Raw genomic sequence first — 13,888 nt, 5'->3', positions numbered from 1 at the left:
TCGAAGTCTTCCGCGCGGGCCGGCTAGCACCCCTCGCGCTCACTCGCCGAGCGCGAGGCGGATGAGGTCAGCGGCGTCCATCGTCGCGAGGGAGGTGGGCTCGGCGGGCGGAGCCGGTTCCTCCACAGGGGGAGCCAGCAGCGCTGCCAAGTGGCTGGCGAGGGCCGCCGGTGTGGGGTGGGCGAAGACCGCGGTGCTCGTCAGCCGAACACCGGTCGCGGAGTTGATGCGGTTCCGCAGCTCGACCGCCGCCAGCGAGTCGAAACCCTGATCCTGGAACGAGATGTCCGCCGCGACAGGGCGGCCGAGGGTGATCGCGGCCTGCTCGCGGACGATCTCAAGGAGCTCATCGCCGCCGCGCTGGAGGACTTCGACGACGGGCGTGGGAGGGGCGGTGCCGAGGCGGGCGGGCACGAGCGCGGGGGTGCCATCGGCGAGCGCGAGGTCGAACAGGGCCAAGCCGTGCTCGGGCGGGAACGGCAGGACACCGAGCCGCGCCAGTCGCGCCCGGTCCGCCTCGTCGAGCGCGCCGACCATGCCGGCACCGGTCGCCCACAAACCCCACGCCAGGGACTGGGCGGGCAAGCCGGCGGCGGCGCGGTGCGCGGCGAGCGCGTCCAGGAAGGCGTTGCCCGCGGCGTAGTTCGCCTGCCCCGGCACGCCGAGCACCCCGGAGATCGAGGAGAACAGCACGAACGCGGCAAGATCCCGGTCACGGGTGAGCTGGTGCAGGTGCCACGCCGCATCGATCTTCGGGCGGGTGACGGAGTCGATGCGATCAGGGGTCAGACCGGTGAGCACACCGTCGTCGAGCACGCCAGCGCTGTGGATCACGGCGGTGAGCGGGGCCTCAAGCGAGTCGAGCAGCTGGCGCAGCGCGCGCGGGTCGGCGACGTCGCAGGCGGCGGCGCGCACGTGGGCACCGAGATCCGGTGGGAGCTGGCCGCCGCGGCTGACCAGCAGCACGTTCTCGCAGCCGTGCGCGGTGACCAGGTGCCGGGCGAGGAGCTGCCCGAGCGCGCCCGTTCCGCCGGTGATCAACACCGTGCCCCGGGGATCGAGCCCGCGCGGCACGGTCAGCACGAGCTTGCCGACGTGGCGGGCCTGGCGCAGGTGCTCCAACGCCTCCCGAGCGCGGCCGAGATCCCACACCGCCAGCGGCGGCGGGGCCAACACGCCGGACTCGAAGAGCACCAACAACTCCGTGAACATCTCCCGCACGCGATCCGGGCTCACCTCGCGGAGGTCGAACGCGTGGTACTCCACGTCCAGCTCCTCCGCCGCGCGCAGATCGGTACGGCCGATCTCGACGAACCGGCCGCCGCGCCCGAGCATGCCCAACGACGCGTCGACGAACTCCCGCGCGAGCGAGTTGAGCACCACGTCCACGGTGCCGAACTTCTGCGCGAAGCCGAGATCACGCGAGCTGGCGACCTCGTCGTCGGCGAAGCCGTGCAGCGAGGAGTGCTTCGACGGACTCGCGGTGCCGAGCACGCGGGCGCCGAGGTGCCGGGCGATCTGCGTCGCGGCGACGCCGACCCCGCCCGCCGCGGAGTGCACGAGCACGGACTCGCCGCTGCGCAGCCGTGCGAGGTCGACCAGCGCGTGCCATGCGGTCAGGAAGATCACGGGCACCGACGCGGCGGTCGCGAACGACCAGCCGTCCGGGATCGGCGCGACGAGGCGGTGGTCGGTGCGTACGAGCGGCCCGAAGGCGGCCGTGCACAAGCCCATCACGCGGTCGCCGGGCCGCAGACCGGTCACTCCGGGGCCGATCTCGGTGATCACGCCCGCCGCCTCGACCCCGAGCGGGCCGCCCGCGCCCGCGAGATCGACATCGAGCGCGTTGAGCACGTCGCGGAAGTTCACCCCGGCCGCGCGGACCTCGATCCGCACCTCTCCGTCGGCAAGCACGGAAGCTGCCTCCGGACACGGGATCGGCGCCAGCTCGGCCAACCCGCCGGTGCGCGGTGACTCCAACCGCCACGGGCCGCTGGTGGGGAGCCGCAACGGCGCTGACGCCCGCTTCAGCTCGGGAACGAACGCTTCGCCGTTGCGCAGCACCAGCTCCGGGACGTCCGCCGTGACCGCGGCGCCCAGCATCCCCCGCGACTCCGGTCGGCCGTCCCAGTCGATCAGCGCGAACCGGCCGGGGTGCTCCGAGCGCGCTGACCGGATCAGCCCCCACAACGCGGCCTGCTCCAGGTCAGGCTCGTTGCTGTGCGCCGCGTTGCGCGTCAGGAGCACCAGGCGCCCCTCGGGTTCGCGCAGCCAGCGCTTCGCTAGCTCCAACGTGGAGTGCAGTCGGTGCCTGGCGAGCTCGGGAAGCACAGCATCCACTGTGGACTCAATGCGGAGCACGACGACGTGCGGTGCGGGCTGGGGGATCGTGTCGTGCACCGTCGCCTGAGCGGCTGGTGCGTCGAGCGGGAAGGGCTTCCACGCCACCACGTGCAGATCCTCGTGCGCGCCGAGGGAGTCTGCCGGGCGCAACGTCACCGCGTCGATCTGGGCGACCACGCGACCGAGCTGATCGACCGCCGTGACAGCGAACGTGTCCGCGCCCAGAGGAGTCGCTCGCACTCGCAGGAGCGAGCCGGTCGGGCTGCCCAGCGTGACGCCGGACCAAGCGAACGGCAGCCGAAGCCCGGCTTCCCCGCTGAGCACTCCCGGAGCGACGGCCGCGTGCAGCGCCGTGTCGAGCAGGGCCGGGAACGGGACGTCTTCGCTCACCCGCACCTCGGCGAAGACGTCGTCGCCGTGCCGCCACAACGCTCGCAGCCCCTGGAAAACGGGACCGTACGAGCAGCCCAGCTCCGCGAACCGCTCGTACAAGCCCGCGATGTCGACGGGTTCCGCCTCTGCTGGCCGAGCAGCGGTGGAGGGAGCGAGTTCCACGCCGGACCCGAGCACGCCGCTCGCGTGCACCTCCGACGAAGCGAACGTGAACTCGCGGTTGCCGGAGGCGTCGGCGGCGAGAACCCGCAGCCGCACGGCCGAGGTCTCCGAGAGGACGAGGGGCGTGCTCAGCGTCAGCTCGCCAAGCCGCGGCACGCCGATCCTGGCGCCCGCCGCGACGGCGAGTTCGGCGATCGCCGTGCCGGGCACCACGGTCGAGCCGAGCACCGCGTGCTCGGCGAGCCACGGGTGCGACCGCGTGCTCAGCTCTCCGATGAAGACGAACTCGTCGGTGTCCGGCAGCGCCAGCACACCGCTGATCAGCGGATGGCCTGTGGGCACCACGCCGGACGGCGGGGCGAGGCGGTGCCAGTGGCGCTCGCGCTGGAACGGATAGGTCGGCAGCTTCACGCGACGGGCGTTCAACCCGTCGAACGCCGGAGACCAGTCCACCTGACGTCCGCGCACGTACAGCTCGGCCAGGGACCGGTGGAAGCGCTCGCGCCCACCGTCCCCGCGCCGCAGCGTGCCGACGCAGACGGCATCGATCCCCGTGGCCTCAACGGTTTCCTGCATCGCGGTGGTCAGCACCGGGTGCGCACTGCACTCGATGAGGTACCGGTGCCCCGAGGCGAGCAGTCCACGAACGCCCTCTTCGAAGCGGACGGGTTCGCGCAGGTTGCGGTACCAGTACTCGGCGTCGAGACAGGAGGTGTCGAGCCAGTCGGCGGTGACGGTGGAGTAGAAGCGCACCGCGGACGCGCGAGGCCGGATCGGCGCCAGCTCGCGCAACACCCGGTCGCGAACCTGTTCCACGTGCGGGGAGTGCGAGGCATAGTCGATCAGGACCCGGCGGGCGTGCACCCCTGTCGCCGCGCACTCGGCCTCGAACTCGCGGAGCGCGCCGAGATCACCGGAGACCACAGTGGACAGTGGGCTGCTGTGCACGGCCACGCCGAGCCGCCCGCCGAACGCGGCGATCCGCTCAGCGGCGACTGCCTGCGGCAGGGCGACCGACAGCATCCCGCCTAGGTCGCTGATCTTCCGCAACGCCCGTCCACGCAGCGCCGCCACCCGTGCGGCGTCGTCGAGGTCGAGCGCGCCCGCCACGTGCGCCGCGGCCAGCTCGCCCTGGGAGTGCCCGACCACGGCGGCCGGTTCCACGCCGTGCGCGCGCCAGAGCGCGGCCAGCGAGACCATCACGGCGAACAGCATCGGCTGGACCACGTCGACCCGGTCCAGCTCCTGTGTGCCGCCCACGGCGTCCTGCCACCGCCATTCCACAAAGGGCGCGAAAGCTCCACCGCATTCATCGAAGGCATCCCGGAACACCCGTTCGGAGCAATACAGGGCATGCGCCATTTCGGCCCACTGTGAACCTTGCCCGGGAAAGACGAATGCCGACTCACCTTCAGGCCCGGTTGTTCCCGTGACGATCCCGGGAATGTCCCACGACGTCGGACCGGTGTCGTCCGCGAACACCACGGCTCGGTTCTGGAACGCCGTTCGCGTTGTCAGCAAAGAGAATCCAACGTCGGCGGCGCGTGGCTGCGACCGCTCGGTGAAGGCCGCGAGCCGCTTCACCTGAAGCTGAAGGGTTTCCGTATTCCGGCCGGAAAGAAGCCAGGGGACCGAAACGTTCGGAGAACGGGACACGCTTCTTTCTAGCCTTCCCCGCCGGAGTGTGGCAAGAATGTCCTCCCGTGAACACCGATGACTTCCGCGAAGCCTGGCGGAGCGCGGCCGGTGACGGTCTCGCCGGGCTCTGCGTGCCCAGCCGGTTCGGCGGAGGCGGCCTCGGCGCGTGGGGGACCGCCGAGCGGGTCGAGGCGTTCGGGCGCGAGCACCACGACCTCGGGCTCGTCTTCGGCGTGATGGCGCACCTGCTGGCCTGCGCCATGCCGGTGGCGGAGTTCGCCGACGACGCGCTGCGCGCCGAAGTGCTGCCGAGGCTGTGCTCAGGCGAGTGGATCGCGGGCAACGCGATCACCGAGAAGGACGCGGGCTCCGACACGAGCAAGCTCAGCACGACCGCCGTCCGCTCCGGCGAGCACTACTTGCTCAACGGCGAGAAGTCCTTTGTCAGCAACGCGACAGCGGCCGACGTGTTCGTGGTCTACGCGGTGACCGACCCCGCGCTCGGCTACCTCGGGATCAGCGCGCTGCTGGTCGAGCGGGACAGCGCGGGGGTGACCGTGGGCGAGCCGCTGCCGAAGCTCGGGCTCGCCGGCTGCCCGGCCGCCGTCGTCCGCTTCGACGACTGCCAGGTGCCCGTCACCAGCCTCATCGGCCGTGAAGGCGCTGGGGCGGCGGTGTTCCGCGCCTCAATGCGCTGGGAGCGCACGTGCCTGTTCGCCGCCTACCTCGGCGCGATGGACCGCGTGCTGGGGCGGACCGTGGAGCACGCCCGCACGCGCCGTCAGTTCGGCCGCCCCATTGGCGCGAACCAGGCGGTCTCGCACCGGCTCGCCGACCTCAAGGTCCGGGTCGAAGCCGCCCGCGCCCTGCTGTACCGGGCGTGCGCCGCGATGGACCGCGACGAGGTCAGCGACTTGGACGTGGCCATGGCGAAGCTCGCGGTCAGCGAGGCGGCGGTGGAGGTGGGCCTCGCGGCGGTGCAGATCTTCGGCGCGGCGGGCTACGCCGGGGACGGCGCTGTTGACGCCCTGCTGCGCGACGCGGTCGGCTCGACGATCTTCTCCGGGACCTCGGAGATCCAACGCGAGATCATCGCGAAGGAGCTGGGGTTGTAGTGCTGCACCACTTGGTGATCGACGCGGCGCGGCGCACTCCGGACGTGCTCGCGGTGAACTCGCGGACCTATCGGGACCTCGACCTGCTCAGCACGCAGTTCGCGCACGCCTTGCGCGCGGCCGGTGTCCGCAGGGGTGACCGCGTGGGCATCTGGGCGGAGAAGTCTCCGCGCGTTGTCGCGGTGATGCAGGCGGCGCTGCGACTCGGTGCGTGCTACGTGCCGATCGACCCGGCGGCCCCGGTAGCGCGCGCCGAGCGCATCCTGCGCGACTGCGACGCCCGGCTGGTGGTCAGCGACCGCCCCGGCGCGTCCTTCGACATCAACGCACCCGTGGCGCACCTGTCCGCGGAACCTGTGCCCGAGAACGAGAACGAGATCCACGAGGACGACCTGGCCTACCTGCTTTACACGTCGGGTTCGACTGGGGAGCCGAAGGGCGTACGGATCAGCCACCGCAACGCGCTCGCGTTCATCGACTGGGCGGCGGCGGAGCTGCGCGCGCGACCGGGGGACCGCTTCGGCAACCACGCCCCGTTCCACTTCGACCTGTCGGTGCTGGACCTCTACGTCGCCTTCCGCGCCGGAGCTTCGGTGCACCTGGTTCCACAGGGAACCGCGTACGCACCGCACCAGCTGGTGGAACTCCTCGTCCGCGAACGGCTCACCATCTGGTACTCGGTACCGTCCGCGCTGGTGCTGATGCTCACCAGTGGCGCGCTCACCGAGCGGCAACTGCCCCACCTCAGGGCCGTGCTCTTCGCTGGAGAGGTCTTCCCGCTCGCGCACCTGCGGGCGCTGCGCGCGGCGCTACCGCAGGCACGCCTGCTCAATCTCTACGGGCCGACCGAGACCAACGTCTGCACCTTCCACGAGGTCACCGAGATCCCGGCTGACCGGACCCGCCCGATGCCCATCGGCCGCCCCTGTTCCGGAGCGTCCGCGTGGCTGGACGAGAACACCGGTGAGCTGATCGTCTCCGGGCCGACGGTGATGCGCGGTTACTGGGGGCACCCCGATCAGCGCGGCCCCTACGCGACGGGTGACGTGGTCGTGCTGAACGAGGACGGCGACTACGAATTCGTTGGCAGGCGCGACAACCAGACCAAGCTCCGGGGGTTCCGCGTCGAGCTGGGCGAGGTCGAGGCGGTGCTGTCCGCGCACGAGCGCGTCGACGCCGTCGCGGTGGTGGTGGCCGGTTCGGGGATCTCCGCGCTGCTCGTCGCGTTCGTGGCGGGCGAGCCACCGTCCCTGCTGGAACTGAAGTCCCACTGCGCCGCATCGCTGCCCCGCCACATGATCGTCGACCGGGTGGTCGCGGTGGTGGAACTTCCCCTGACCAGTACAGGCAAGACCGACCGGCGCGCGCTGACCGCCCGTGCCGAACACCTGCTCGCGACGGAGTGACGAGATGGACCACGAGCCGATCATCGTGCTGCTCAAGGACTTCCTGGAGCGCGAGGTGCTGCGCACACCCGACTCCGGGCTGCGCGGCGACACCCCGTTGCTGGAGTGGGGCGTGCTCAACTCGCTGACCATGGTGAAGCTCGTCGCCTTCATCAAGGCGGAGTTCCACGTCGTGGTGCCGCCGGAGCGCATCGTCGGCGCGGACTTCAAGGACCTGGCCAGCATCACCCGGCTCGTCGTGGAGCTGGCCGGATGACGGGTGAGATCGCGATCATCGGCATCGGCTGCCGCTTCCCCGGCGCTGACGGGCCGGACGAGCTGTGGGAGTTGTTGCGGGAGAAGACCGACACGGTCACCGCGATCCCGGCCGAGCGGTGGGACCCGGCCGCCCACGACACGCCGGGGTGGGGCAGCTTCCTCCCCGACGTCGACGCCTTCGACGCGAGGTTCTTCGGCATCCGCCCCGCCGAGGCCGCGCAGATGGACCCGCAGCACCGGGTCCTGCTGGAGGTGACGTGGTCCGCGCTGGAGGACGCGGGCATCCGCCCCGATGACCTGCGCGGCAGCCTCACCGCCGCGTACTTCGGTTTCCTCGGCCAGGACTACGCGCTGGCCGAGGCCGGTGGCCGCGCTCCGATCGGCCCCGGCTACCTGATGAACGGCCTCGATCCGAGCTTCGGGCCCGGCCGCGTCGCCTACCAGCTCGGACTGGAGGGGCCGGCCGTCGCGATCGGCACGGCCTGCTCCTCCTCGCTGGTCGCGATCAGCCAGGCGTGCCACAGCCTGCGCGCCGGTGAGGCCGATCTCGCCGTTGCCGGGGGCGTCAGCCTGATCCTGTCGCCGGAGATCTCCCTGTTCCTGACCAAGGTCGGCGCGCTGGCCGCGGACGGCCGCTGCAAGACCTTCGACGCGCGGGCGGACGGGTTCGTGCGCGGCGAGGGGTGCGGCGTCGTGGTGCTGAAACGGCTCAGCGACGCGCTCGCCGACTCCGACGACGTCGTCGCGGTGATCAAGGGCAGCGGTGTCGGGCACGACGGCTCCAGCGCCGGGTTGACCGTGCCGAGCGCGCAGGCGCAGCAGCGGCTGATCGAGCGCGTCCTGTCGTGGGCGCGGGTGGACCCGGCCGAGGTCGGCTACGTGGAGGCGCACGGGACGGGCACCGCGCTCGGCGACCCGATCGAGATGGCCGCCCTGCTCGGCGCGCTCGGCCCCGGCCGCGACAGCCCGGTGCGCGTCGGCTCGCTGAAGACCAACATCGGCCACACCGACGCCGCCGCGGGGGTCGCCGGGTTGATCAAGGCCGCGCTGGCGCTGCGCAACGGTGAGATCCCGGCGAACCTGCACTTCCAGGAGCCCAACCCGCTGATCCCCTGGGACCGGGCGCCGGTGCACGTGCCCACCGAGCTGACCCCGTGGCCGCGCACGGCACGACCGCGCTACGCGGGCGTGAGCGCCTTCGGGCTCAGCGGCACCAACGCCCACGTCGTGCTGGCCGAAGCGCCCGGTCAGTCGGGTGCGAACGCGGCGACGTAGTCGGGGCCGCCCAGTGGTGAGCGCACCAGCTCCAGTGGAACGTCAAGGGCGGCAACGAGATCGGCGACCCGGGGCAGCAGCCGTGCGCACGTGGCGGTGATCTCCTCGGGCAGCGACCGCGTGCGTTCGGCGCTGAGCACTCCGGCGGAGAGGTACCAGCCGTCGTGCTCGGACAGCTCCAGCAGCTTCAGCAGCCGGTACAGGTCGTCGTCGATCTCCTCCTCCGCCAGCGCCTGGAACAGCAGCCGCGTCGCGTGCGCTTGAGCGAGCTGTTCGGCGAGGTCGAGTTCGGCGGTGAAGCTGCTCTTGGCGACCTTGGAGCGCAGCCGCGAGCGCAGCCACACCTCTCGAATCCACAGTGGACTGTCCTCGGCGGTCTCGGAGCTGTTGTCCGCCAACAGGGTTCTCGCGGCTTCCAGGGAGACCAGCTGGTTGTCCGAGCCCGCCGAGGTGAACGCCAGCGCCAATCCCTGGTAGTCCAGTAATCGGTTGACGGACAGGAAACCGAGTGCGCCGCTGGCCGCTCGGCAGCGCGATACCGCACGCTCGGCGAGCCGGTCGCACAGCACCTTCGTCAGCGACGCCGCGCGCAGCTGGGACCGGCTCGGCTGCTCCGGTCGCCAGCACGGCCCGATCGCCCGCCGCGCCAGCACGGTCGCCGCGGTCGCCTCGGCGAGCGCGGTGAACAACAGTCGCTGCTGGTTGGGGTAGCGGATCACCGGCTGCTCCGCGATCTCCCTTCCCGATGCGATCCGCCGCTGCGCGTGGCCGAGCGCGATCGCGACCGCCGAGCGCGCCACGGCGGCCAGGCCGACCGAGACCGCGCCCCAGGCGAAACGGCCGAAGCTCGTGCTGCGCCCGGTGCGCGCCACCGGGTCCAGCCGGTCGTGGAACTCCCCGGACCCGGAGATCTCCGCCCCGTCGGCCAACCACGCCGACCGAGGCAGGACGACGTCGTCGAAGCGCACCGAGGCGTAGTCCAGCGACAGCAACGATGTCGGTTCCTGCGCCTTGATCACCACGCCCGGGCGCGGGCCGGAGACCTCGCGCAGTCGCACCAGGAACAGCGCCACGCCTCGATCAACGCCCCCGACGATCAGGCGCGCACCCACCACGCCGAGCCGCGCGACCCCGCCAGCCGCCACGTTCGGCGGGAACTTCACCGCTCCAGCACCCGGGCTGCGCAGCACGAACTCGTCGGTGTCCGGTTGGTGCACAGCCTGTGTGCGGATGTTCGCGATGCTGTTGCCGTGTCCCAGTTCGGTCATCAGCACCGCTCCGATCGCCGCGCCGCCGGTCAGTTCCGCCAGGTCGGCGGGTGCAGCGCCGTGCCCGATGGCCGCGCCCATCGTCATGCAGTGGTGCAGGAATAAGACGTGGAAGACGCGGGGATCGACCATCGCCGCCAGCTCCAGCATCTCCTGGAGCCGTTCGGGTTCGTGCAGCAGGGGAGTGGCGAGGCGGAGCTGGTCGTGCACCAGCCGCACGCGGTCGTAGGTGGACGCGGTGCTGTCGAAGTCGAAGATCGGATCAGCGAAGATCTCGGAGAACTTGGGCTCTGTCACCGAAATCGTCCTTCCAGCCAGTCGTGGACGGCCTCAGCGGTGGCGTCGGCCCCGTCCTCCAGCATGGTGAAGTGATCACCGGCGACCGTCACCAGCTCGTGCGGTGACGGCCAGGCGAGCGACGGCTCGTCGGCCATCGCGCGGCCCGCCTCGACCACCAGGGTCGGGGCGGTGACCGCAGAGGGTTTCCAGTCGGCGAAGAGATCGAGGTAGCGGCCCGTGACGGTCAACCGCCAGTCCAGGTCGTCGAACTTCCCGGCCCTGGCCAGCATTTCCCGCAGCACCGCCGTCCGGAATCCCGGCGTGGTCGCGGCGAGCGCGGGACGCGTGTCCAGCAGCACGAGCCCGGCGACGTCCGTGCGAGCGGCCAGCTCGGTGGCCAGCCACCCGCCGGAGGAGTGCCCCAGCAGCACGACCGGTCCTCCCGGCACCGCACCGGCGAGTGCTTCCAGCAGGCTCTCCAGGTCCGTCGGAGGGTGTTCGGCCGGCCCGAAACCCGGGAGCGACAACACTTCCACCGCCCGATCGCCGGGCAACGCGCCGGCGAACCTCGCGTACTGGTAGCCGCTGCTCAGCGCCAGCACGGTGGGAAGGCACACCACCGTCGGTCCCGTCGAGCCCGAGCGCAGCGGAACCAGACGGGCGGCGGACGGCGACGTCTCCGGTAGACACCGCCCCGCCGCGAGCATGAGGTCGAACGCCGCGTCGGCGCTCGCCCGCGCGACGAGGGCGGCGATGCCGTGGAACCCGGCGGTCGGCTTGGCTCGTGCAAGGTGTTCGGCGAGGTGGCGCGGAGTCGGGTACTCCAACACCAGTGTCGGAGGCAGCCGCACTCCGGTCGTCTCCTGGAGTCGCTTGCGCAGATCCAGTGCTGTCAACGAATCGAAGCCCAGCGAGGCGAAGCTTTCCTCCGCGCCCACGCTGTCCGTGCCAAGCGCTGCCGCAGCGTGCTCGCGGACCAGGCGCAGCGGATCGGTGTCCCGTTCGGGCACGGCCGGAGCGGCCACGTCCACCTCGCGCGTTGTGCTGAGCCAGAAGCGTTTGCGCTGGAAGGCGTAGGTCGGCAGCTCGACCGCTTGCGGCTCGTGCGCGGCGAACACCGACGCCCAGTCCGGCCGCGCACCGCGAACGTGGGCCTCAGCGAGGGAGTGCAGGAAACGGTCCAGCCCGCCGTCCTCGCGGCGCAGCGAGCCGATCACCGCCGTGCCGCTGAACCCGGCCGCGTCGATCGTCTCCTGAAGCGACACCGCCAAACCAGGATGCGGACTCGGTTCCACGAACATCCGGAAACCATCCGCCAGCAAAGCCTCCGCTGTCCGTCCGAAGTGGACAGTCTCGCGCAGGTTCCGGTACCAGTACGCGGCGTCCAGCTCCGTCCCCTCGACGACGCGCGCGTGCACCGTGGAGTAGAACGGAACCGTGGACGCCGTCGGCTTCGTCGAAGCCAGCACGTCCAACAGCTGCTCGCGAATCGCTTCCACGGCAACGGAGTGCGAGGCGTAGTCCACCGGAACGCGCCGAGTGCGAACGCCCTGGTCGGTGAGTTCGGTGATGATCCGCTCCACCTCGCCTACGGTGCCGGCCAGCACCACCGAGCTCGGACCGTTCACCGCCGCCACTGACACCCCGCGACCGGTCAGCAATGGCTCCACGCGCTCACGCGGCAGGCCGACCGACACCATCGCGCCACCGCCCGCGATCGCGGTGATCGCCTTGGAACGCAGTGCCACCACGCGCGCAGCGTCCTCAATGGACAGTGCTCCCGCGACGCAGGCCGCCGCGATCTCGCCCTGCGAGTGCCCGACCACCGCGTCGGGCACGATTCCGCAGGAGCGCCACAGCTCGGCGAGCGCGACCATCACCGCCCACGTCAGCGGCTGCACCACATCCACCCGGTCCAGCTCCGATGCTCGCAGTGCGGTCTGCGGCGACCAGTCCACGAACGGTTCCAGCGCGGCGAAGCACTCCGCCAAGCGCTCGGCGAACACCGGTGCGGACTTCGCCAGCTCCAGGCCCATTCCGACCCATTGCGAGCCCTGCCCGGGGAAGACGAACACCGTCCGGCCCGCCACGTCGGCGACCCCGCGCGCCACCCGCGCCGACGGGCGGCCTTCCGCCAGCGCGGCCAAGCCCTCCAGCAGCTCCTCCCGCCGCGACCCGACGACGGCAGCCCGGCGGTCGAAGGCGGTTCGCGTTGTGGCCAAGGAGAGACCGACGTCGGCGGGGGAGAGATCCGGCCGCTCGCGCACCCACCGCGCCAGCCGCTGAGCCTGCTGCCGGAGCGCTTCGCCGCCGCGCCCGCTGAGCACCCACAGCGCTGGCCCGGTCGATGCTTCGCGCTCGCGGTCGAGCCGCAGCGGAGCCTCTTGGACGATCACGTGCGCGTTGGTCCCGCTGATCCCGAACGACGACACACCCGCGCGGCGCGGCCGGTCACCGCAGGTCCAGGGCTCCGCCGCGGTCAGCAACCGGATCTGCCCGGCCGACCAGTCCACGTGCGGGGTCGGCCGGTCCACGTGCAGCGTTCGCGGCAGGCGCTCGTGCTGGAGGGAGAGCACCACCTTGATCAGCCCGGCCACCCCGGCGGCGGCTTGGGCGTGGCCGAGGTTGGACTTCAGCGATCCCAGCCACAGCGGGTGCTCGCGGTCCCGCCCGTAGGTGGCCAGCAGCGCCTCTGCCTCGATCGGGTCACCGAGCCGCGTTCCCGTTCCGTGCGCCTCCACGACGTCCACATCGGACGGTCGCAGGCGCGCCTCCGCCAGTGCCCGGCGGATCACCCGCTCCTGCGCGGGCCCGCTCGGCGCGGTCAGCCCGTTCGACGCGCCGTCCTGGCCGATCGCCGAACCCCGCACCAGCGCGAGCACCCGCCTGCCGTCGCGCTCCGCATCCGAGAGGCGCTGGAGCACCAGCAGCCCCGCGCCCTCCGCCCACGCCGTGCCGTCGGCCCCGGCGGCGAAGGACTTGCACCGCCCGTCCGGCGCCAGCCCGCGCTGCCGGCTGAACTCGATGAACATGCCGGGGTGCGGCATCGCGGTCACCCCGCCGGCCAACGCCAACGAGCACTCGCCCAGCCGCAGCGCGCGGCACGCCTGGTGCACGGCCACCAGCGACGACGAGCACGCGGTGTCGATGCTGACCGCTGGCCCCTGCAACCCGAGCCGGTAGGCGATCCGCCCCGAGGCCACGCTGGTGACCGAGCCCGTCAACGCGAAGCCTTCGAGGTGTTCGGGCACCTGGTCCAGCCGCGGCCCGTACGCCCAGTCCGCGATCCCGACGTAGACCCCGGTGTCGCTGCCCCGCAACGACACCGGGTCGATCCCCGCCCGCTCGAACGCCTCCCACGCCGACTCCAGCAGCAGGCGCTGCTGCGGGTCCATCGCCAGCGCCTCGCGCTCCCCGATCCCGAAGAACCCGGCGTCGAACTCCGCGAGGCCGTCGAGAAACCCGCCGAACCGGGTCATGGAGGTCCCCGGGCGGTCCGGGTCCGGGTCGTGGAGGTGGTCCAGGTCCCAACCCCGGTCCGAGGGCAGCGGGCCGATCGCGTCGCCGTCTCCGTCCAGCAGCCGCCACAGCTCCTCCGGGCTCGCGACCCCTCCGGGCAACCTGCACGCCATCCCCACGACGGCGATCGGCTCCTCGGCGCGGTCGGCCGCCTCCCGCAGGCGCTCGTTCTCCACCAGGGAAGCGCGCAGGGCCTCGACGAGGCGTGCTGAGCTGACGTCGGTCACGGCCG

Annotated in this window: 6 protein-coding genes and 1 pseudogene; 4 read left to right on the top strand and 3 right to left on the bottom strand. The window is 71.8% G+C overall.

The genetic code is table 11. The annotated features are described in order from the left end of the window. Positions 1 to 39: 39 nt before the first annotated feature. Positions 40 to 4,380 carry an SDR family NAD(P)-dependent oxidoreductase gene (locus CCN37_RS16080; RefSeq protein WP_256388051.1) on the bottom strand — a complete coding sequence of 1,447 codons (4,341 nt, stop codon included), beginning with the start codon at positions 4,378 to 4,380 and terminating at the stop codon, positions 40 to 42. Positions 4,381 to 4,601: 221 nt separating this feature from the next. Between CCN37_RS16080 and CCN37_RS16075 the strand changes: the two genes are divergently transcribed. The 4 genes from CCN37_RS16075 to CCN37_RS16060 are packed head-to-tail and all read left to right on the top strand — an operon-like array spanning position 4,602 to position 8,590. After that, positions 4,602 to 5,651: an acyl-CoA dehydrogenase family protein gene (locus CCN37_RS16075; RefSeq protein ID WP_086821579.1), complete on the top strand. Its 1,050-nt coding sequence runs from the start codon at positions 4,602 to 4,604 to the stop codon at positions 5,649 to 5,651. Then, on the top strand, positions 5,651 to 7,057 hold the full coding sequence (locus CCN37_RS16070; RefSeq protein ID WP_086821578.1) for an amino acid adenylation domain-containing protein: 1,407 nt from the start codon (positions 5,651 to 5,653) through the stop codon (positions 7,055 to 7,057). Before CCN37_RS16075 ends, CCN37_RS16070 begins: the two co-directional genes overlap by 1 nt. 4 nt (positions 7,058 to 7,061) lie before the next feature. Continuing rightward, the gene (locus CCN37_RS16065; RefSeq protein ID WP_210408053.1) at positions 7,062 to 7,313 is read left to right on the top strand and encodes an acyl carrier protein; all 252 of its coding nucleotides are present in this window, start codon (positions 7,062 to 7,064) and stop codon (positions 7,311 to 7,313) included. Next, on the top strand, positions 7,310 to 8,590 hold the full coding sequence (locus CCN37_RS16060; RefSeq protein WP_086821577.1) for a polyketide synthase: 1,281 nt from the start codon (positions 7,310 to 7,312) through the stop codon (positions 8,588 to 8,590). Before CCN37_RS16065 ends, CCN37_RS16060 begins: the two co-directional genes overlap by 4 nt. Here the strand turns inward: CCN37_RS16060 and CCN37_RS16055 are convergent. Together CCN37_RS16055 and CCN37_RS16050 are read right to left on the bottom strand one after the other, a co-directional pair. Then, on the bottom strand, positions 8,563 to 10,155 hold the full coding sequence (locus tag CCN37_RS16055; RefSeq protein ID WP_086821576.1) for an acyl-CoA dehydrogenase family protein: 1,593 nt from the start codon (positions 10,153 to 10,155) through the stop codon (positions 8,563 to 8,565). The two genes, CCN37_RS16060 and CCN37_RS16055, sit on opposite strands and share 28 nt — an antisense overlap. Continuing rightward, positions 10,152 to 13,883 (bottom strand): annotated as a pseudogene (locus tag CCN37_RS16050) (type I polyketide synthase); the annotation flags it as partial. The gene CCN37_RS16055 and the pseudogene CCN37_RS16050, both read right to left, overlap by 4 nt. Positions 13,884 to 13,888: the final 5 nt, after the last annotated feature.

This window comes from Allokutzneria sp. NRRL B-24872, from assembly GCF_002155965.1.
Taxonomy (GTDB): domain Bacteria; phylum Actinomycetota; class Actinomycetes; order Mycobacteriales; family Pseudonocardiaceae; genus Allokutzneria.
This window is presented reverse-complemented; position numbering and strand designations above follow the sequence as displayed.

Excerpts from the sequence above, each read along its gene's own strand:
- CCN37_RS16060 (WP_086821577.1), top strand. The coding sequence starts at position 7,310 with ATGACGGGTGAGATCGCGATCATCGGCATCGGCTGCCGCTTCCCCGGC.
- CCN37_RS16065 (WP_210408053.1), top strand. The coding sequence starts at position 7,062 with ATGGACCACGAGCCGATCATCGTGCTGCTCAAGGACTTCCTGGAGCGC.